This window comes from Phenylobacterium sp., from assembly GCF_030697305.1.
Taxonomy (GTDB): domain Bacteria; phylum Pseudomonadota; class Alphaproteobacteria; order Caulobacterales; family Caulobacteraceae; genus Phenylobacterium.
On record NZ_JAUYQL010000079.1, the window covers coordinates 1 to 19,804 of the forward strand.

At 69.6% G+C, this 19,804-nt stretch carries 16 protein-coding genes; 6 read left to right on the plus strand and 10 right to left on the minus strand.

Going from position 1 to position 19,804, the window contains the following annotated elements; all coding sequences use genetic code 11:
* Positions 1 to 1,016, plus strand: a 1,016-nt coding sequence (locus tag Q8R27_RS08630; RefSeq protein WP_305698631.1) for a 3'-5' exonuclease, incomplete at its 5' end; no start/stop codon positions are given.
* 6 nt (positions 1,017 to 1,022) lie between these two features.
* Here Q8R27_RS08630 and Q8R27_RS08635 read toward each other — a convergent pair.
* Entirely contained in the window at positions 1,023 to 1,388 is a 366-nt protein-coding gene (locus tag Q8R27_RS08635) for a hypothetical protein (RefSeq protein ID WP_305698632.1), read from the minus strand.
* 107 nt (positions 1,389 to 1,495) lie between these two features.
* Between Q8R27_RS08635 and Q8R27_RS08640 the strand changes: the two genes are divergently transcribed.
* The 5 genes from Q8R27_RS08640 to Q8R27_RS08660 all read left to right on the plus strand — a co-directional run bounded on the left by Q8R27_RS08640 (position 1,496) and on the right by Q8R27_RS08660 (position 6,613).
* Positions 1,496 to 2,782, plus strand: a complete 1,287-nt coding sequence (locus tag Q8R27_RS08640; RefSeq protein WP_305698633.1) for an O-antigen ligase — start codon at positions 1,496 to 1,498, stop codon at positions 2,780 to 2,782.
* Positions 2,783 to 2,832: 50 nt separating this feature from the next.
* A complete protein-coding gene (locus Q8R27_RS08645) occupies positions 2,833 to 3,258 on the plus strand; it encodes a hypothetical protein (protein ID WP_305698634.1) in 426 nt (141 codons plus the stop codon).
* 42 nt (positions 3,259 to 3,300) lie between these two features.
* A complete protein-coding gene (locus Q8R27_RS08650; protein ID WP_305698635.1) occupies positions 3,301 to 4,164 on the plus strand; it encodes a 50S ribosomal protein L11 methyltransferase in 864 nt (287 codons plus the stop codon).
* Positions 4,165 to 4,256: 92 nt separating this feature from the next.
* Complete coding sequence (locus tag Q8R27_RS08655) at positions 4,257 to 4,706, plus strand: hypothetical protein (protein ID WP_305698636.1); 450 nt, start codon at positions 4,257 to 4,259, stop codon at positions 4,704 to 4,706.
* A gap of 92 nt (positions 4,707 to 4,798) precedes the next feature.
* Complete coding sequence (locus Q8R27_RS08660) at positions 4,799 to 6,613, plus strand: aminopeptidase P family protein (protein ID WP_305698637.1); 1,815 nt, start codon at positions 4,799 to 4,801, stop codon at positions 6,611 to 6,613.
* On the opposite strand, the gene Q8R27_RS08665 is transcribed toward Q8R27_RS08660, so the two are convergent.
* The 9 genes from Q8R27_RS08665 to Q8R27_RS08705 form a co-directional block, all read right to left on the minus strand.
* Positions 6,610 to 8,778: a tetratricopeptide repeat protein gene (locus Q8R27_RS08665; RefSeq protein WP_305698638.1), complete on the minus strand. Its 2,169-nt coding sequence runs from the start codon at positions 8,776 to 8,778 to the stop codon at positions 6,610 to 6,612. The genes Q8R27_RS08660 and Q8R27_RS08665 overlap by 4 nt on opposite strands.
* A 57-nt stretch (positions 8,779 to 8,835) precedes the next feature.
* Positions 8,836 to 10,908: an NAD-dependent DNA ligase LigA gene (gene ligA, locus Q8R27_RS08670; protein ID WP_305698652.1), complete on the minus strand. Its 2,073-nt coding sequence runs from the start codon at positions 10,906 to 10,908 to the stop codon at positions 8,836 to 8,838.
* Between the two features lie 37 nt (positions 10,909 to 10,945).
* Complete coding sequence (recN, locus tag Q8R27_RS08675) at positions 10,946 to 12,640, minus strand: DNA repair protein RecN (RefSeq protein WP_305698639.1); 1,695 nt, start codon at positions 12,638 to 12,640, stop codon at positions 10,946 to 10,948.
* Between the two features lie 40 nt (positions 12,641 to 12,680).
* Positions 12,681 to 13,598: an outer membrane protein assembly factor BamD gene (locus Q8R27_RS08680; protein WP_305698640.1), complete on the minus strand. Its 918-nt coding sequence runs from the start codon at positions 13,596 to 13,598 to the stop codon at positions 12,681 to 12,683.
* 77 nt (positions 13,599 to 13,675) lie between these two features.
* Complete coding sequence (lpxC, locus tag Q8R27_RS08685) at positions 13,676 to 14,569, minus strand: UDP-3-O-acyl-N-acetylglucosamine deacetylase (protein WP_305698641.1); 894 nt, start codon at positions 14,567 to 14,569, stop codon at positions 13,676 to 13,678.
* Positions 14,570 to 14,837: 268 nt separating this feature from the next.
* Entirely contained in the window at positions 14,838 to 16,394 is a 1,557-nt protein-coding gene (ftsZ, locus tag Q8R27_RS08690) for a cell division protein FtsZ (protein ID WP_305698642.1), read from the minus strand.
* A gap of 217 nt (positions 16,395 to 16,611) precedes the next feature.
* Complete coding sequence (gene ftsA, locus Q8R27_RS08695; protein WP_305698653.1) at positions 16,612 to 17,868, minus strand: cell division protein FtsA; 1,257 nt, start codon at positions 17,866 to 17,868, stop codon at positions 16,612 to 16,614.
* 98 nt (positions 17,869 to 17,966) lie between these two features.
* Positions 17,967 to 18,881, minus strand: coding sequence for a cell division protein FtsQ/DivIB (locus Q8R27_RS08700; protein ID WP_305698643.1), 915 nt, complete (start codon positions 18,879 to 18,881; stop codon positions 17,967 to 17,969).
* Positions 18,817 to 19,794 (minus strand): D-alanine--D-alanine ligase, encoded by a 978-nt coding sequence (locus Q8R27_RS08705; RefSeq protein WP_305698644.1) that lies wholly within the window; start codon positions 19,792 to 19,794, stop codon positions 18,817 to 18,819. The genes Q8R27_RS08700 and Q8R27_RS08705 overlap by 65 nt, the downstream gene beginning before the upstream one ends.
* Positions 19,795 to 19,804 lie beyond the last annotated feature (10 nt).

Here is a 19,804-nt window from a genome sequence, read left to right on the forward strand (position 1 = left end):
AGCGCAGCATCGGCGAGACCACGGTGCAGAAGCTGCTGCAGATCGCCCGCGCCCAGCAGGTCCCGGCGAGCATCGCCGCCCGCCAACTGGCGCTCACCGACGAGCTGGCTGCGCGCACCCGCACGGCCCTGGCCACCTTCCTGCGCGACCTCGACCGCTGGCGCGCCGAGGCCGACCGCATAGCCCATCCTCGCCTGATGGAGATGGTGCTGGAGGAAAGCGGCTACACCGACGCTCTTAAACTCGACCGCACTCCCACCGCACAGACCCGGCTCGAAAACCTCAAGGAGCTGGTCCAGTCCATGGGTTCGTTCGAGGACCTGGGCTCGTATCTGGAGCACGTCTCCCTGGTCATGGACCTCGATCGCGGTCCCGCGGCCGACGCGGTGCAGATTATGACCCTACACTCCGCCAAGGGCCTCGAATTCCCGCTGGTCTTCCTGCCCGGCTGGGAGGAAGGCGTCTTCCCGTCCCAGCGCAGCGTCGACGAGAAGGGCGAGAAGGGCCTCGAGGAGGAACGCCGGCTGGCCTATGTCGGCATCACCCGGGCGCGCGAGGAGGCCCGCATCTCCTTCGTCGCCAATCGCCAGGTCTATGGCCGCTGGACCAGCCAGCTTCCCTCGCGCTTCGTCGACGAACTGCCCCTGGCCAATGTCGAGGCGGCCTCGGAGACGGGCTACTATGGGGGCGGACCCGGCATGCAGCAGCAGCACGGCTCGCGCTGGGACGAGAGCCCAAGCTTCGGCGACGGCTATTCCTCTCCAGGCTGGCGCCGCGCCCAGGAACGAAATTACCGCGGCAGCCACCCGGGCCGCCAGCCGGTGCTGGAAGGCGAAGGCCGCCTGGTCGCCGTCTCCGCGCCGTCGCATTCCAGCGACTACGCCCGCGGCGATCGCGTCTTCCACCAGAAGTTCGGCTACGGCGAAGTCACCGGCGTCGAGGGCAACAAGCTCACCGTCGCCTTCGAGAAAGCCGGCGAGAAGCGGGTCATCGACAGCTTCGTAGAGCGCGGCTGATCGCGCTTAGCGCCGACGCCGTAGCAGGCTGAACGCCACGCCCAGCACCGCGGCTGCGGCGCCGACCAGTGCGGTCATCCCTAGCGCTCGAGTGTCGGCCGGCGCCTTCGCGGCCGGCTCGGCGATCACCTCCGCCACACGGCGGAATGTCACCGTTTCGGCCTCCCGGTCGACCTGGGAGGCTTCCCAGCCCTGATCGAGCCAGGCGCGCGCGTGGGCCTTGTCCGGGGTGTTCGCCCACCAGGCGCCGGTGCTGCGCGCCGCCTTCGGCAGGGCGAAACCCAGCACCTCCTCCAGCTCGGCGAACCCCGCCCGCCAGACGGCGTCAGTGCGCGCAGCCAGGCGTTCGGACAGCGGCTGATACTTGCTCATGCTCGGGTCTCCGTAAGCGTTTCCCCAAGGTCCCGACCTTGCAGCACGGCGTGCGAACCGGCGCGGGCGGGCGACTTTCCGCGCCGTATTGGCACAGGCGCGCGCTCATGGCGAACGAACCCAGACTGACCGCAGTGCGCGGCCTCGAGATGCTGTTCGCCACCATCGTGGTGCTGATGATGTCCAACGCGCTGATCGGCCCCCTCCTTGATCCCAAGCAGACCGGCGGCGACGCGATTCCCGTGCTGCGGCTGATCTGGCTGCCGGTCTATGCTGTGGTGGCGGGGCTGGCGCTGCTGCGCTGGCGCGACCTCGCCCGGCACTGGGCGCCGGCGCTGGCGTTCGCCCTGCTGGTCGGCTGGGCCTTCCTGTCCTCCTACTGGTCCATTGAACCTGGCGTGACCTTCCGCCGCTCCATCGCGGTCGCCGCGGCCACCCTGTTCGGCGTCTATCTGACCGCCAGCTACAACGGACGCAGCCTGGCCGAGCTGCTCGCCGGATCGTTCCTGGTGCTGGCGCTCGGCAGCTATTTCGTCTGCCTGGCCATGCCCAGCCTGGGCGTCCACGCCGACGTCAACGCCGGCGCCTGGCGCGGCCTTTGGTACGAGAAGAACCAGATGGGCGCGATGATGGTCTATGGCGCGGTCTCGGCGACCGCGGCGATGATCCTGTCGCCGCCGCGCCGCTGGCTATGGGCGCTGACCTTCGTGGCGTGCGCCGGCCTGGTGATCATGACCCGGTCCGCCACCTCGCTGCTGGCTCTGCTGCTGGTCGGCGCCGGCGCCATGACCCTGCTGATCATGCGCCGGGGGCCTGCGACCACGGTCGCCATCGTCTGGTTGGGCGTCACCGCGCTCGGCGCGCTGGCGATGGCCTATCTCGTCGCGCCGGACATGTTCTTCGCCGCCCTGGGCAAGGATCCGTCGCTCACCGGACGAACCGACATCTGGGCCGCCGTGCTGCGCGCCTACCGCGACCGCCCGCTGCTGGGCTATGGCTATGGCGCCTTCTGGGGTCCGCACTCGGCGCCCGCCGAATGGATCCGCGCCCAGCTTCAATGGGTGGTTCCGACCGCCCACAACGGCTGGCTCGACCTGCTCATCCAGTTGGGCGAGATCGGCGTGGCCCTGTTCGGCCTCATCTTCGCGCTGGCCCTCGGCGCGGCCGTCGGCCGTCACGCCAAGGTGCAGGACGGCTACTGGTCGACCCTGTTCGTCGCGGTGTTCGCGCTCAGCCTGTTCTCGGAGAGCTTCATCCTGGTGCAAAACAGCCTGCCCTGGGTGCTCGCGGTGACGGCTATCACCCGGTTGCTTGGGCCTGTGCCGGCTATCGCCCGTCGCTCGGCGGCCGCCGCCTTCGCCGGCGGCCAGACGCGCATGCCCTCTCCCGCTTGAACCTTTCCGGCGTCCGGGCGCTAATGCAGCGAATCCGCGGAGGAACTTCCGTGAAGGCGCTGTTTTCCGGTATCGCCATCGCCGCCGTCATCGGCCTGTGGGCCGGCGCGACCATGAAGCCAACCCTCGCCCTGTCCGACGGCCCGCGCGGGCCTCAGATTGAGGCGCCTGCGTCCGGCGCGCGCGCGCAGCACGACTTCGATGGCGGCGTGCAGACCTGGAACGGCCCTGTTCCCGACTACGTCATCGGCACCGATGCGCTGAAGGCGACCGCCCCTACCCGCGCCGAGCCAGACCAAGCCTATCAGGCCGCCTACATCCCGCCGGAGGACCCGCCCGCGCGTTACGAGTTCGCCGCCTATGAGCCGCCGGCGCCGGTGAAGGTCAGCATTCCCTCCATCGACGGAAACACCCTGGCCGGCGTCGGCCCGCCGCCGCCCGCGCCGGAACCCGAGGCTCCGCCACCCGAAGGCTGAACCGGCTCGCCTTTCGCCGCCGCGGCCACTAGACGGGGCGTCATGACCGAGCAGGCCCTGCAGATCACCGCCCGCGGCGCACGCGCCGAAGCTGAAGCCGCCGCCCGCGCGCTCGACGACCACCCCGTCACCGAAGCCGCCACCTATTCCATTCTTGAGGAAGACGAGGCGCGCGAGATCTGGCGCATCGACGCTTTCCCGACCTCCGCCGACGAGGCGGAGACCATCGAGGGCCTCCTGCGCGGCTTCGACCTGCGCGTCGCGAGCGAGGCGCTCGCCGACGCCGACTGGCTGGCCATGGCGTTGTCTGGCCTGCCGCCGGTGCGCGCGGGACGCTTCTTCGTCTACGGCGCCCACGACCGTGGCCTGGCGCCGGCCAGCACCGTCAACCTCCGCATCGAGGCGGGCGCGGCCTTCGGCACCGGCCACCACGGCACCACCGTCGGCTGCCTCAGCGCCTATGACGCCCTGCTGAAGGCGCGGCGTTTTCCCAAGGTGCTGGATGTCGGCGCCGGCACCGGCGTGCTGGCCATCGCCGCCGCGCGCACCGGCTCGCGCCTGGTCGTAGGTTCCGACATCGACCGCCCCTCGGTGCGGATCGCTGGCGAGAACGCCAGGCTGAACCACGCGCGGGTCCGCTTCGTCCACGCGTCCGGCCTGAGGCACCCGACATTGCGCGCCGGCGCGCCCTACGACCTGGTGTTCGCCAACATCCTGGCGCCGCCGCTGGTCGCGCTGGCGCAGGACATCCGAGGGGCCCTGAAGCCGGGCGGGATCGCCATCCTCTCAGGCCTTTTGCGCACCCAGGAACGCCGGGTGTTCGCGGCCTATCGATCACGGGGCTTTCGCGTGTTGCGGCGCCTGCATCGGGACGCATGGTCGACCCTGGTGCTGCAGCGCCCCTGAGGACCGCCGCAGAAGCGCGGGAACCTCATTCGAGGCGCACCGTTTGTGAGGCCTAAAGGCGGCGCCCAGCGCCGCCGCCCGGAGGCGTCAGAATGTCCAGCCCGAACGAGCCCTACGTCGAACGCCGTGTGATCGAAGAACCCGCTGTCGTCCGCCGCGAAGTTGTCGAGGCGCCGCGCGCGGCCTCCAATGCCGGCTGGTGGGTCGCCGCCCTCGTGGCGATCGTCGCCGTCGCTGCGATGCTGTTCATGTTCAATGGCGGCCGCACCACCGACGCCGATCTGCAGGCGGCCCGCGACTCCGGCCGCACTGAAGTGCTGATGAACACCGCAGCCGCTGACGCTCAGAACGCAGCGGCGTCGGCGACCCAAGCTTCCCAAGCCGCCGCCGCGAGCCTCGCCCAGGCCAGCCAGGCGGCCGCCGACCAGACCGCGATCGCCGCGGATCGCGCAGCCGAGGCGACCCGCGACGCGGCCGCCAATGCGTCCGATACCGCCAGCGAAGGTTCCGACGCGGTCACCGATCCGGCTCCGAATCAATAATCTCGCTGAAGGCGCGGGCGGCGAGAGTATCGCCCGCGCCTTTTTCACGCCCGCCGTTTGCCGCCCGGCGCTGGCAGGCCTAAATCTCGTCCATGCGCCAGACCTTCGATGAAAGCACCGACCCCTCGTTCGGACCGCGCCATGTGCCGCTGATCCGCGAAGCCATGGCCCGCCAGGGCCTGGACGGCTTCCTCGTCCCACACGAGGACGAGCATCAGAACGAATACCTGCCGGCCGCCAACGACCGCTTGGCGTGGGCCACCGGCTTCACCGGGTCGGCGGGGGCGGCCGTCATCCTGCGCGACAAGGCCGCGGTTTTCGTCGACGGACGCTACAGCCTGCAGGTCCGCGATCAGGTCGACGCCTCTATGTTTGAGATCCGCGACCTCGTCGACGGCGGCGTGTCCGCCTACATCGAAACCGCCGCTGCTCACGGCCAGGCCATCGGCTACGACCCGCGCCTGCACAGTCCCGATGCGCTGGCCCACCTGCGGCTGGCCGCCACCAAGGCCGGCGCCGAGCTCAAGCCCGTCGAGGTCAATCCCCTGGACCAGGCCTGGGGCGCCGCGCGCCCGGACCAGCCCGCCGCCCCAGTGGTGCCGCACCCGCTCGAGTACTCAGGCGAGGCCTCCGCCGCCAAGCGCAAGCGCATCGGCGAGGCTCTGGCCGCGCGCGGCGCTCAAGCCGCCGTGCTGACCGCGCCGGCGTCCATCGCCTGGTTGTTCAACATCCGCGGCGGCGACGTGATCCGCTCGCCCCTGCCGCTCGGCCAGGCCGTACTGAACGGCGACGGGACCGCGCATCTGTTCCTGGATCCGCGCAAGGTCAGCCCCGACCTCGCCGTCTGGCTGGGCAACGAAGTGACGCTGGAGGCGCCCGACAAACTGCAAGCGGCGCTCGCCGATCTGTCCGGCCAGAACGTGCTGGTCGACCCGTCGCAGTCGTCGGCTTGGTACTTCGACGCGCTCGCGCAGGCCGGCGCCGAGGTGGTCCGCGCCGAGGACCCCACCGCCCTGCCCCGCGCCTGCAAGAATGACGTCGAGATCGAGGGCGCGCGCCGGGCCCACCGCCGCGACGGCGCTGCGCTCACCCGGTTCCTGCACTGGGTGGCCACCGAAGGTCAGTCGAGCCCGCCTGACGAGATCGAGATCGTCACCCGGCTGGAGGGTTTTCGGGAACAGACCGGCGCCCTCAAGGACCTGTCGTTCGACACCATCGCCGGAGCGGCCTCGAACGGCGCCGTCGTCCACTACCGCCCGACCACGCGGCTCAACAAGCGCACTGAGACCGGATCGCTGCTGCTGGTGGATTCCGGCGCCCAGTACCTGGACGGCACCACCGACGTCACCCGCACCGTCTCCATCGGCGAGCCGTTGCGCGAGATGGCCGAGCGCTTCACCCTGGTGCTGAAGGGGAACCTGGCGCTGGCTCGCGTGCGCTTCCCGGCCGGCACCACGGGCTCCAGCCTGGACGCCCTGGCCCGCGCCGCGCTGTGGGCCCACGGCCTCGACTACGACCACGGCACCGGCCACGGCGTCGGCTCCTACCTGGGCGTCCACGAAGGCCCCCACCGGATCTCCAAGTCGCCCAGCACTGTGGCGTTGCGCGCCGGCATGGTCGTCTCCAACGAGCCCGGCTACTACAAGGAAGGCGCCTACGGCATCCGTATCGAGAACCTGCAGGTGGTCACCCCGGCCGAGCCGATCGCCGGCGGCGAGCGTCCGATGCTAGGCTTCGAAACCCTGACGTTGGCGCCCATCGACCGCCGGCTGGTCGCCCTCGACCTGCTGACGCCCGAGGAACGCGCGCAGTTTGACGCCTACCACGCCCGCGTGCTCGCCGAGGTCGGCCCGAACGTCCCGCCCGACGTGCGGGCCTGGCTGGCGGAGGCCTGCGCCCCGCTCTAGCGGCGCGAGGCCAGCAGCGATGCCTTCTGCCGCGCCAGGTCCTGGCGGACCTGCGCCAACAGCGCGCGGAATTTCGGATTGGCGCGCAACGATTCCGCGTTCGGGTGCTGGTCGATCCAGATGTAGTCCTCGGTATCGAACGGCATCCGCCAGCCGGCCTTCACCGCGAGTTCGAGCTCGTTCAGCGCCTTGTCGGTCTCGCCGATCTCGGCGAACGCCTTCAGCCGCATCAGCCGAAGCTGACCCCGCAGATAGCCGTCCGCCGACGGTCGCGTATTGGCCAGGACGTTCTCGGCGATTCGCCTCGCCTGGGCCCGCTCGCCGACCTTGTTCAGCAGATGGGCGCCGAACAGCGGCATCGAGAGATCGGTCACCGCGATCCCGGGCTCCGGCAGGAACAGCTCCGGTTCGGCGGACCTCATCGTGCGCAGCGCCAGGACGTCGTCGCCGCTCATGGTGGCGCACACCACGATGGCCTGCGACCAGAACGAGTCGTCGTCCTTGCCCCGCTGCGACAATGAATAGGGCACGCCGTCTGCATATCGGCCCTGGGCCGCCAGCGAGGCTACGTGCATGAACTCCGCCGCCGGGCTGGTGGCGGGCAGCCCCAGGGTCTTCACCGCCTCGTCGAGGAGGCCTAGGTTGTTGTAGAGGCTGGCGAGCTGAATCGCCGCCCCGGGGTCGGTGCCGGTATCGACCACCGCGCGTAGCCAGGGCTCGGCTTCGTCCAGCCGGCCCTGCTCCATCAGCAGTTCGCCGAGATTGAATTTCGCATCGTTGAAGTCGGGGTAGAGCTGGAGCACCGAGCGGTACTGCTCGCCCGCCTCGTTCAGCCGCCCCATGGCCCGCAGGGCGTCGGCCAGCACCATCTGCGACACCCGATCCAGCGGGTCGAGTTTCAGCGCCTTGCGCGCCGCCTCCACCGCCTGCGGATGGCTCCCGTGCTCGCTGAGATAGGTGGCATAGAGTGTCAGACCCATCGGATTGCGCGGATCCAGGGCCAGCGCGCGGCGCAGCGACACCAGCCGGTCGCGGTCGTGCCGCGCCGAGCCCTGGCGTATCGCCAGGATGCGGTCCATGGCGGCGCGCGCCAGCCAGGCGTCGACGTTTTTTGGATCGATCTTCAGCGCCTTGTCCAGCGCCGCCTCGCTCACCCGCTGAGCCTCGCTGAAATCGAGCGCCAGGTGGCTTTGCGCCAGCAGCATGGTCGCCTGGGCGTACCCCGCGAGCGCCGAGGCGTTGTTCGGCTCCAGGGTGGTCAGCCGCTCGAACTGCTCACGCGCGGTGCGCAGCTCCTCCAGCCCCATACGGCGCAGGTGCGCGCGAGCCGTCAGTTCCAATTGATAGGCTGCCGGGTCCCGCGGCGATCCGCTCGGCGGCGGTCCGCCCTCCTTCAGGCGAATCTTCAGCGCCTCGGTCACCGCGCCGGCGATCTCGGTCTGAATGGCGAAGGCGTCGTCCATCTTGCGGTCATAGGTCTTCGACCACAGGTGAAAGCCGTCATCGACGCTGATGAGCTGGGCGGTGATGCGCAGGCGCTCGCCCTCCCGGCGCACGCTGCCCTCTACCACATGTGCGACGCCAAGCTTGCGACCGACCTCGCGCAGATCCTCGTTGCGGCCCTTGAAATAGAAGGCCGAGGTGCGGCCCGCGACCTTCAGGTCAGGGACCTGCGTCAGCGAATTGATCACCTCCTCGGTCAGGCCGTCGGCGAAATATTCGGTCTCCTTCTGGGCGCTGAAGTTGGCGAACGGCAACACCGCCACCGATTTTTCCAGCATCCGGGCATTGGTCGGCCGCGCGCGGTCCATGCCGCCCGGCAGCACGCCGGCGACCTGGCCCAGCGACACCACCAGCATACCGCCCATCACCGCCACCAGCGCCCAGTCCGACCAGTTCAGCCTGGCTTTGGGCGCATCCTCCGGCGTCTTGGTGCGTGTGACCGATCCATCCGGCGCACGCTCGAACGCCCAGGCGATAACTATCGCGATCGGCAGACCCAGGGCCAGCAGCACCAGGGCCAGCGGCGCCGCCCATTTGGGAAAGCTGAGGGTCTCGAAGATCGTCTTGGCGATCTGGAACAGCGCCCACGCCGTGACGACGTAGACCCCCGCAACGCGAATCACGTTGCGGCGCTTCAGCTCGCTCAGGAAACGCCCCGCCACGCCCCGCACCTCCGATGCGACTGACTATGCCGCATCTCCGCGCCTGCGTGAACGTGGTTAGCCGGCGCCCACCAGGGCCAGCCACTCGTCCTCGGTCAGCACCTGCAGGCCAAGTTCGGCCGCGGTCTTCAGCTTCGATCCCGCCCCGGGCCCAGCCACGACGATGTCGGTCTTCTTCGATACCGACGAGGAGACCTTCGCGCCCAGCGCCTCGGCCTGGGCCTTGGCCTCGTCGCGGGTCATCCGCTCCAGCGCGCCGGTGAACACCACGGTCTTGCCGGCGACCGCCGTGTCGGTCTTCGGCTGCTCGGCGTCCTGGATGGTTAGTTGCTCGGCCAGCGCCTGCACCGCGCGGCGGTTGTGGTCCTCGGCGAAATAGGCCGCCGCCGCCTCGATCACCGCGGTCCCGATCTGGTCGAACGCGTCCAGCTCCTCGATCGCCTCGGGATCGCGCTCGGCGATCTTGTCCATCGCCGCCAGGAACGCCTGCGCCGTGCCGTAGCCGCGCGCCATGCCGACCGCTGTGGTCTCGCCGATGTGGCGCACCCCCAGGCCGTAGATGAACCGATCGAGCGGGATCGTGCGGCGCGCTTCGATGCCCGCCGTCAGGTTGCGCACGCTGGTCTCGCCGTATCCGTCAATGGACAGCAACTCTTCCAGCTTCGCCTGATCCAGGGCCAGCCGGAAGATATCGGCCGGCTCCTTCAGCCAGCCGCGCTCATAGAACGCCGCCAACTGCTTCTCGCCCAGACCCTCGATGTCGAAGGCCCGGCGCGACACGAAGTGGCGCAGGTGCTGCAGGCGCTGGAACGGGCACGCGAACTCGCCCGTGCAGCGCCGCACGACGGTTTCTGCGCCAGACGCCGTCGTCTCGCGCGCCAGCGGCGTCTCCAGCGGGCATGGGCAGTGCGTCGGGAACTCGAACGGCTCGGCGCCCTCGGGCCGCGCCTCCAGCACCGGGCCGACCACCTGGGGGATCACGTCGCCGGCCCGCTGGACGATCACCGTGTCGCCGATGCGCACGTCCTTGCGCGCGATCTCGTCGGCGTTGTGCAGGGTCGCATTGACCACCACCACGCCGCCCACAGTTACGGGCGACAGGCGCGCCACCGGCGTGATCGCGCCGGTTCGCCCTACCTGGATGTCGATCGCTTCCAATATGGTGCGCGCCTGTTCGGCCGGGAACTTGCGCGCCACCGCCCAGCGCGGCGAGCGCGAGACGAAGCCCAGCCGCTGCTGCCAGTCCAGCCGGTCGACCTTGTAGACCACGCCATCGATGTCGAACCCCAACTTGGGTCGCACCGCCTCCATGCGCCGATAGGCGTCCAGCAAGCCCTCCGGCCCCTCCACCCGCTCCGATTGCGGCGTCGTGGCGAACCCCCAGGACTTCAACGCTTGCAGAGCCGCCCATTGGCTTTCGGCGAACGGCCCGCTGGTCAGGCCCCAGGCGTAGGCGAAGAACCGCAGCCGGCGGCCGGCGGTGATCTTCGAGTCGATCTGCCGCAGCGACCCGGCCGCGGCGTTGCGCGGGTTCACGTAGGTGCGCTGTCCGGCCGCTTCCGCCGCGGCGTTCAGGGCCGCGAATTCCTCATGGCCCAGGTAGACTTCGCCACGCACCTCGATCACCGCCGGCCAGCCCGAGCCGGACAGCCGCTTGGGAATCTCGTCGAGCGTGCGCAGGTTGGCGGTGACGTCCTCGCCCACCCGCCCGTCGCCCCGCGTCGCCCCCTGCACCAGCCGGCCGTCCTCGTAGCGCAGCGACGCCGACAGTCCGTCGATCTTCGGCTCGGCGGTGTAGGCCACAACCTCTTCCAGCCGCAGGAACCGCCGCACCCGCGCATCGAACTCCAGCGCATCCTCGTCGGAGAACGCATTGTCGAGCGACAACATCGGCGTCCCGTGTTCGACGGCCGAGAACTGCTCGGCCCGCGCGGCGCCGACCCGCAGCGAGGGCGAGTTCTCGCGTACAAGATGCGGAAAACGTTCCTCGATCTCGGTGTTGCGCCGCTTAAGCGCATCGTAGTCGCCGTCCGAAATCGTCGGCGCGTCGTCGCGATGATAGCGCAGGTCGTGGGCGGCGATCTCGTCGGCGAGCGCGGTCAACGCCTCCAGCGCCTCGGCCTCCGACATGCCGTCGGCGGAGGCGTCCGCCTTGGCCTTGGGCGACTTAGGCATGCATCAGCGCCCTCGCGGCCGCGCGCGCGGCGTCGGTGACCTGGGCTCCGGCCAGCATGCGCGCGATCTCCTCTTCGCGGTCGGCGGGCGACAGGGCTTCCACCAGGGTGCGCAGACGCTCGCCCTCGCCTGCCTTGGCGATCCGCCAGTGCGCGTCGGCGCGCGCCGCCACCTGCGGGCTGTGGGTCACCACCAGCACCTGGGCTTCGGCCGCCAGCCTGCGCAGCCGCAGGCCCACGGCGTCGGCCACCGCCCCGCCTACGCCCTGGTCCACCTCATCGAAGATCATCAACGGCTGCACGCCGCCACGCCCGGCCAGCGCCGCCTTCAGCGCCAGCGCGAGCCTCGCCAGCTCGCCGCCTGAGGCGATCGCGCCAAGCTCGCCGAACGGCGCGCCGGGATTGGTGGCGATCTCGAAAGCCACGCGATCGCGTCCTGCCGGTCCGGCGCGATCCTCCGGCAGGCTCTCCACCGCCACGCGGAAGCGCGCCTTGTCCAGCTTCAGCGGCGGCAACTCGCGAGCCACCGCCTTGGTCAGGCGCTCGGCCGCCTTGCCCCGCGCCGCGCTGAGCGCATCGGCCTCGGCCATATAGGCCGCACGCGCCTGGGCGACCGCCGCCTCGGCAGCGCGCAGCGCCTCCTCTGAGGACTCAACCGCCCGCAGCCGTTCGGCGAACCGCGTGCGCAGGTCTGGCAGCAGTTCCACCGACGAGCCGAGCTTTCGCGCCATCCCCCGCAGCTCGAACAGCCGCTCCTCAGCCTTTTCAAGTTCATCTGGCCGAAACTCGAACGCATCAGCGGCCGCGTCGACCGCTGCTTCCGCCTCCTGCGCCTCGATCAGCACCCGGTCGATCGCACCGGCGGTGTCGGCCAATCGGCGAACGATCGCGCCGTCATGCGCCGCGCCCGCGCCCAGCGCCCGCTCACGGGCCCGCTCCAACGCCCGCACCGCGCTGGCCAGCCGGCCGGCGAGACCGTCGAAGGCTTCGCGCGCACCGGCGATATCGGCCAGCGCCTTCTCCGCAGCGCCCAGCACCGCACGACGCTCTGCCAGGTCGGTCTCTTCGCCCGGCCGAGGGTCCAGCCGGTCAAGCTCCGACAGCCGCAGGGTCAGTTCTTCGCTCTCGGCCGCGGCGCGCTCGACGTCCGCGCGCAGGGCGTCCATCCCCGCCAGGGCCGCACGCCAGGCCGCCCAGCGATCGCCCAGCGCCCGCGCCTGCACGTCCAGGCCGCCATAGGCGTCGAGCATGCCCCGGTGGCGGCGGGCGTCCAGCAGCCCGACCGTCTCGTGCTGCCCGTGCACCTCGAGCAGCAGTTCGCCGATCTCCTTCAGCACGCCGACGCCCGTCGCCTGGTCGTTGACGAACGCGCGGCTGCGGCCGTCGGCGCTCAGCGTGCGGCGCAGCACCAAGTCCTCGTCGCGGGCATAGCTCAAGCCCTTGTCGTCGAGCACGGTCCACACTGGATGATCAGGCGGCGGCGCAAACACCGCCGAGGCCGCGGCCTGAGCCGCGCCGTGCCGCACCAGCCCCGCGTCGCCGCGCGCGCCGACCGCCAAGCCCAGGGCGTCGAGGATGATCGACTTCCCCGCCCCAGTCTCGCCGGTGAGCGCGGTCAGGCCCTGGCCGATGGACAGGTCCAGCGCCTCAATAAGCACCACGTCGCGGATCCAGAGGCCGATCAGCATCGTGGGCGAAGATGATCCGGAATCGGCGACGCCGAAAGGGCTAGTTGGGCTGCGTCGGCGCCGGCGCAGCCGGCGGCGGGGCCAGGCGCTCGGCCGGCGGGCGGACGGTTTCGGCCTTCCGGTGCAGGAACGGGATGCGCATCATTCCGCGCCGCTCGCCGCCGGGCTCGGTCGCGGGACGCAGGCCGCGCGAGGTCAGCAGGCGATAGGCGTCGGAATACCAGACGTCGCCCGGATAGTTGAAGCCGAGCACGGCGCCGTTGCGCTTGGCCTCCTCGACCAGGCCCAGGGTCATGTACGACTCCACCAGGCGATAGAGCGCCTCAGGCGTGTGGCTGGTGGTCTGGTAGCGGTCGACGACCGTCTTGAAGCGGCCGATGGCGGCGAGGGTGTCGCCCTGGCGCATATACCAGCGGCCAATAGTCATTTCCTTGCCGGCCAGCTGGTCGTTGACCATGTCGATCTTCAGACGCGCGTCGGCGGCGTATTCTGTGCGCGGGTAGCGCTGGGTGACGTCGCTGAGCGCCGCCAGCGCCTGGCCGGTCGCGGCCTGGTCGCGACCCACGTCGACGATCTGTTCGAAGTAGCAGATCGCCTTGATGTAATAGGCGTAAGCCGCCGTCGCGTTGCCTGGATACAGCGAGATGAACCGGTCGGCGTCGGCCACGGCTTCGGGATAGTTGTTGCCCTGGTAGTGGGCGTAGGCCTGCATCAGGATCGCCCGGCGCGACCATTCCGAATAGGGGTGCTGGCGCTCCACTTCCTGGAAGTAGTCGACCGCCTGGCTCCACTGGCCGCGGTCAAGCCGGTCGGCCCCGGTGGCGTAGAGCAGCTCCACGGGGCGCTCTTCATAGGCCAGACGAGGTTTCTTCTTGTTGCCAGCGCAACCGGTCAGGGCCACGGCCGCCATCAGGGCGACGAGCGCCGTACGAGCCCACGGATTACGAAGCAAGGACATCACCTCAATGGACCAAAGCGCGCCCCCGCGCAGCGAGCCTGCTTCTACACCAGCCTATCGCTGGCGCAAATCGGGACTCAGACCGCTTCGGCCACGTCCAGCACCAGACTGCGCCAACGCCAGGCGTTCGGCCGGGCCAGCAGCGCGCGGACCAGGGCGTTGTTCATGCCGTGGCCGGCTAACACGCCTTCGAATCGGCCGATCACCGGACCGCCCAGGACGAACAGGTCGCCGATGGCGTCGAGCGTCTTGTGGCGCACGAATTCGTCCGGGCGACGCAGGCCTTCCGGGTTGAGAATGCGGTCGCCCTCGATCACCACAGCGTTGTCCATCGAGCCGCCGCGCGCCAGGCCGATCGCCCGCAGCGCCTCGACCTCGTGCAGGAAGCCGAACGTCCGACAATTCGCCAGCTCTTTACGGAAAGCCGCCTCGTCCATCTTCAGGTCGACGCGCTGACGGCCGATCGCCGCCGAATCAAAGGCGATCTCGAACGCCGTCTCGAAGCTGTCGGCGGGCGCGAGGCTTGCGCGCTTGTCGCCGTCGCGCACTTCGACACGTTCCAGGATCTCGATGTAACGACGCGGCGCGGATTGCGCCCGCCGCCCTGCCCGGTCCAGCACCTGGACGAACGGCAGCGACGAGCCGTCCATGATCGGCATCTCGGGTCCGTCGATCTCCACCTGGGCGTTGTCGACGCCCAGCATGACCAAAGCCGCCATCAGATGCTCGATGGTCGAGAGCGTCACGCCGGCGGCGTTTTCGATGACGGTGCCGAGTTGGGTCCTGCAGACCGCCTCGCCCGTCGGGCGCAGCCGGTTGTCACGGTCGGTCACGTCGGTGCGGATGAAGACGATGCCGGTGTCGGGCGCAGCAGCGCGCACCGTGACCCTGGTGTGGGCGCCGGTGTGGACCCCGACGCCTGCGAAGACGGCGGGACCTTGGACGGTGTGCTGGAACGCCGATGGGGCCACGTCTGCCGCCTTCCTGTACTCTCATTCACCACTGCGGGCGCGATGCGCCTGTGTGCCGAATAGGGCCTATGCTGCGGCGCCGCAAAACACTTCCTGTTTCGAACTGTTTCGCCTTTTTGGCGAAGGCCGGGAAGCGACGCTCAAGCACTCTCAAGGTGGTCACGCCACCAAACCAAAACGCCCCGGAGCGAGCTCCGGGGCGAGGTCAGAGTGCGCGAATCTCAGGATCGGCGCGAAAACCTGAAGATACCTTAACGCTGTTCGTTAATCAGTTGGCGAGCCGGCGCAGGAACGACGGAATCTCCAGATCGTCCTGCTGGTCGGAGATGTGTTCCTCGGGCATCGGCTCCGGCTGTGCGCCGCCGCGAGCCGGTTGCGCGCGAGGGGCCGGCGGAGGCGGCGCGTCGTAGCGCGGGCGGCCGCTGAACAGGCTCATGAACCCGCCGCGCTGCTGACGACGATCGTCGTAGGCATGGCTCGGGAACAGCGGTTCGTCCTCGGCTTCAGCCACCGCCGGATCGACGATGCGGGTGATCGGACGGGTGATCTGGGGCGCAGGTGCGACCGCTTGCGGCGCCGGAACAGGCGCAGCCGCCGGGGTCGACAGCAGGTCGCCCTGCTCTTCATCGTGGCGATAGGTCGCGACCGGCGCAGGTTCCGGAGCCTGCGGAGCGGCGACCACCGGAGGATCGTAGCTCAGCTCAGGCTCACGCGGCGCGGGCGAGGCGTACTGAGCTTGCTGCACTGCAGCGCGAGGCTCCACATAGCTCGCGCGGAAGGGCTCCGATAGGCTGTCGACGCGCAGCGGCGGGGCGGTCAGCGGAGCGCGTTCGCGACGCGGGTCGGTGGCGGCGATCGCTGCGCCGTCCATGCCGGTGGCGACCACCGAAACGCGGATCACGCCTTCCAGCGACGGATCGAAAGCCGCGCCGAAGATGATGTTGGCTTCCGGGTCGACTTGTTCGGAGATCGCGTTGGCGGCCTCGTCGACTTCGAGCAGGGTCATGTCCATGCCGCCGGTGACGTTGACCAGCACGGCCTTGGCGCCCTTCAGCGACACTTCGTCCAGCAGCGGGTTCTGGATCGCGTTCTGGGCGGCCATCAGCGCGCGATCGTCGCCGGTCGCCTCGCCCGTGCCCATCATCGCCTTGCCCATTTCGGTCATGACCGTGCGGACGTCGGCGAAGTCGAGGTTGATGAGGCCGGGCAGCACCATCAGGTCGGTGATCGAGCGCACGCCGGAGTGCAGCACCTGATCGGCCATGCCGAAGGCTTCGGCGAAGGTCGTGCGCTCGTTGGCGACGCGGAACAGGTTCTGGTTCGGGATGACGATCAGGGTGTCGACGTAGCGTTGCAGCTCGGCGATGCCCGCGTCGGCCAGCCGCATGCGGTGGCGGCCTTCGAAGGTGAAGGGCTTGGTAACCACGCCGACGGTCAGGATGCCGCGTTCACGCGCACACTTGGCGATGATCGGGGCGGCCCCGGTGCCGGTGCCGCCGCCCATGCCGGCGGTGATGAAGATCATGTGGGCGCCGTCGAGGTTCTCGCCGATCTCGGGGATCGACTCCTCGGCCGCGCTCATGCCGACTTCCGGATGCGCGCCCGCACCCAGGCCCTGGGTCACCTGCACGCCAAGCTGGATGCGACGGTCGGTCTTGGAGAACGCCAGTTGCTGGGCGTCGGTGTTGGCGACGACGAACTCGACCCCTTCGAGGCCGGCCTCGATCATGTTGTTGACTGCGTTGCCGCCGGCCCCGCCGACGCCGAACACCACGATGCGCGGCTTCAATTCCGTCGCCCGCGGCGCTGAAAGTGCGATTGCCATGGGGCCTGCGTCCTCCGCCAGATTCAATGCAAGGCGCCGGCGACCCGCGTTGCCGACGCATCCTTCAGGATGGGTTAACTAGGCGACCAGCATCCTTAATTGCGAGTTAACCGCATACACTGACTCGGAGGTCCGTCGACCCGCGCAAACAGCTCATTTTTCTTGCTGCGCAAGGCGTAGCGCATGTTTCCAGCGCGCTGCTGCGACAACCTGGCGGCTAAAGATTTTCACGCAACCAGGCTGCGGCCTTGGCGACCGGGTTGGCGCCAGGGTCCAGAGCCTCGCGGCGCAGCTTGGCCGACGCAAGCGCCCTGGCCGACACCGCTTCGCGCGGCCCGAAGGCCGAACGATGCAGTACGCCGGCCGCCGCGCAGAACGCTGGCCCCGAGGCGGCGTCCGCCAGGTGCGGCACGCGGCGGGGCCGTCCAAGCCGAACGGGACGGTCGAATACCCGCACGGCCACTTCACGCACGCCAGCCAGTTGCGAAGCGCCGCCAGTTAGCACGATGCCCGCGCCGGCTTCGATCGGCGCGCCCGACGCTTTCAGCCGGTCGCGCAGCAGTTCCAGCGTCTCCTCGACCCGCGGCGCGATGATGCCCTTCAGCAGCGACCGGGGCGCGACCACGGGGCCTGCGCCGGGGTCGTCGCCGCGCGGCGGGGCCTCGATCATCTCACGGTCCTCGTTGGCCGAGGCGATGGCCGAACCGTGCAGGGTCTTGATCCGCTCTGCGCCGGCGATCGAGGTCGAAAGGCCGCGAGCGATATCCTGGGTGACGTGCAGTCCGCCGACCGGAATGGTGTCCACGTGGACTACGCTGCCGCCGGAGAACACCGCCGCCGAGGTCGATCCGCCGCCCATGTCGATGCAGACCGCGCCCAGGTCCATCTCGTCTTCTTCCAGCGCCGCGAGCGCCGAGACGAACGGCGCCGCCACCACGCCTTCGAACTGCAGGTGAGCGCGCTCGACGCTGGCCGCCAACGTCTGGATCACCGCCTCACTGATCGAAACCACCAGCAGTTCGACGCTCAGCGTGCGGCCGAACATGGCGCGCGGATCGCGCACCCCGCCCTGCCCGTCCACCGCCCACGCGATCGGCAGAATATGCACCGCGCGACGGCCGGGCAGACGGATCTGGCCCAGCGCCGCCTGGATGCCGCGCACCAGGTCGTTGTCGGAGATCGGTTTGGCGCCCAGCGAAACGCGCCCGGCGACCCGGCTGCTGGTCAACTGCCCGCCCGAGGTCGCGACCGTGACGCCCTGGACGTTCACACCCGCGACGTTCTCGGCCCGCTCTACCGCCTGGGCGATCGCCTCCGAGGCTTCGTCGAGATTGACGATCGCGCCGCTGCGCACGCCGCGTGACTGCACGTAGCCGACGCCGGCGCACGTCAGGGTGCGGTCCGCGCGACGAACGCCCTCCGGCTTCATGATGAAACAGGTGACCTTCGAGGCTCCCAGATCCACCGCCGCCATGACCGGCGCACGTCCCAGCGCGGCCTTCAGGCCCTCGCGAGTGTCCTTACGTTCCTCGACCCGCGTCGCCAATTTCACCGCTCCACCCACCAAGTCCCTCACGCCCCGCCGGCGACGAGCTGGCCCGGAAGGGCCCCGTCGCGCGGCCGAACGGCCACCATATCCGGATCGCGCAGATCGATGCGCTCGAAACCGAGCTCCAGGATCCGCGTGCGCTGATCGAGCTGGTCCAGCTGCATCAGCGCCTCTTGTTCTCCGACCGCCGGCAGCTGCACCAGCGATCCGTCCTTCATCCTCAGGTCCCAGCGGCGGTCGTCGACGCGCACCAGGGCTTCCAGTCGATCCTTCAAGCGCGGACGCTGGGCGATGGCCGGCAGGATCTCCGGCGCGTGCTCGTTGGCGCCCTCGCCGACCACCAGGGGCAAGCCCGGAAAGCGCCCCGCGTCCGCCTCAGGGATCACCCGGCCGTGGTCGTCGACCACCAGGCTCTTGCCGCTGTGTTGCCAGACAGCCAGTTGATTGTGCTCGACCACCGCCACCACCAGGGTGTCGGGCAACAGGCGCACGATCCGCGCCTGCTTGACCCAACCGACCTGTTCGACGCGCTTGCGCATCGCTTCCAGGTCCATGCCCAGCAGCGGCTGATCCTTGTAGACGCCCGCCGCCTGCAGGATGTCCGGCATCGCCAGCGCCGAGGCGCCTTCGACGTGCACGGCGCGCGCCCGAAAGCCCAGGCTGGCGAACATCTTGTCGATCCGCGCCGAGATGTCGGCGCCGGCCCTCTCGCCGCGATGACCGGTGGCCAGGGTGGCGATCAGCGCCACCGCCAGCACGCCGCCGGCGGCCAGCAGCGCATGATGGGGAGACAGTCCGACGCCTTGCGCCGTGCCCAGCTTGCCAGGCGTGTAGACGCCGCCGCGGCTCTGTTGAGCCCGCGACTTCGGGGAACTAGCGGGCGCCTTTACCCGGGGTTTCGCCTGCGTTCGCGATCCCCCCCGCAGAGCTGCGGGCATAGGCGTCCTCCGTTATCCAAAGCACCAGACGGTCGAACGGCACGCCCTGATGCGCCGCCTGCTCGGGGACGAGCGAGGTGGGCGTCATGCCGGGCTGCGTGTTCACCTCCAGAAGGACCAGAATGTCGTTAATGTCGTCATAACGCAGGTCCGAACGGGTCGCCCCGCGGCAACCCAGCGCCGCATGGGCGCGCTCGGCCAGTCTCATCGCCTTTTCAAAGACTTCTATCGGCAAGTTGGCGGGAATAACGTGCTCCGAACCGCCTTCGCCGTACTTGGCGTGGAAGTCGTAGAATCCTGAACGGGGAATGATCTCGGTGACCGTCATCGCCTTGCCGTCCATGACGCCGACGGCGAGTTCCTTGCCGCGCACATAGGGCTCGATCATCACCTCCTCGCCGTATGTCCAGGAGGGTTCGGCGATCTCCTGCGGCGGGGTGTTGGCGCCCTCCTGCACGATGAACACGCCCACGGAGGAGCCCTCGGCGTTGGGCTTCACGACGTAGGGCGGCGCCATCACATGGGAGGCCGCCGCCTCAAAGCGGTTGAACAGGCCGCCGCCCGGCACTGTGACGCCCGCCGCCGCAAGCACCGCCTTGGACTTGGCCTTGTCCATCGCCAGGGCCGAGGCCAGCACCCCGCAGTGGGTGTAGGGCAGGCCCAGCGTCTCCAGCACGCCCTGGACGCAGCCGTCCTCCCCCCATTCTCCGTGCAAGGCGTTGAAGCAGACGTCGGGCTTCAGGCTGGTCAGCACTGCGGCCAGGTCCCGGCCCGCGTCGACCCGGGTCACCCTCGCGCCCAACTGCTCGAGGGCGTCGGCGCAGGCCGCGCCCGACACGAGACTGACCTCACGCTCTGACGACAGCCCGCCCAGCAGGACGGCGACGTGGTGTCCGGCGAGCGGCAGGGCCATGGGAATCCTC

Coding starts and splice junctions, on each gene's coding strand:
- Q8R27_RS08635 (WP_305698632.1), bottom strand. CDS start 1,388: ATGAGCAAGTATCAGCCGCTGTCCGAACGCCTGGCTGCGCGCACTGAC.
- Q8R27_RS08640 (WP_305698633.1), top strand. CDS start 1,496: ATGGCGAACGAACCCAGACTGACCGCAGTGCGCGGCCTCGAGATGCTG.
- Q8R27_RS08650 (WP_305698635.1), top strand. CDS start 3,301: ATGACCGAGCAGGCCCTGCAGATCACCGCCCGCGGCGCACGCGCCGAA.
- Q8R27_RS08655 (WP_305698636.1), top strand. CDS start 4,257: ATGTCCAGCCCGAACGAGCCCTACGTCGAACGCCGTGTGATCGAAGAA.
- Q8R27_RS08660 (WP_305698637.1), top strand. CDS start 4,799: ATGCGCCAGACCTTCGATGAAAGCACCGACCCCTCGTTCGGACCGCGC.
- ligA (WP_305698652.1), bottom strand. CDS start 10,908: ATGTCGGAGGCCGAGGCGCTGGAGGCGTTGACCGCGCTCGCCGACGAG.
- recN (WP_305698639.1), bottom strand. CDS start 12,640: ATGCTGATCGGCCTCTGGATCCGCGACGTGGTGCTTATTGAGGCGCTG.
- Q8R27_RS08680 (WP_305698640.1), bottom strand. CDS start 13,598: ATGTCCTTGCTTCGTAATCCGTGGGCTCGTACGGCGCTCGTCGCCCTG.
- ftsZ (WP_305698642.1), bottom strand. CDS start 16,394: ATGGCAATCGCACTTTCAGCGCCGCGGGCGACGGAATTGAAGCCGCGC.
- ftsA (WP_305698653.1), bottom strand. CDS start 17,868: ATGGCGGCGGTGGATCTGGGAGCCTCGAAGGTCACCTGTTTCATCATG.
- Q8R27_RS08700 (WP_305698643.1), bottom strand. CDS start 18,881: ATGCCCGCAGCTCTGCGGGGGGGATCGCGAACGCAGGCGAAACCCCGG.
- Q8R27_RS08705 (WP_305698644.1), bottom strand. CDS start 19,794: ATGGCCCTGCCGCTCGCCGGACACCACGTCGCCGTCCTGCTGGGCGGG.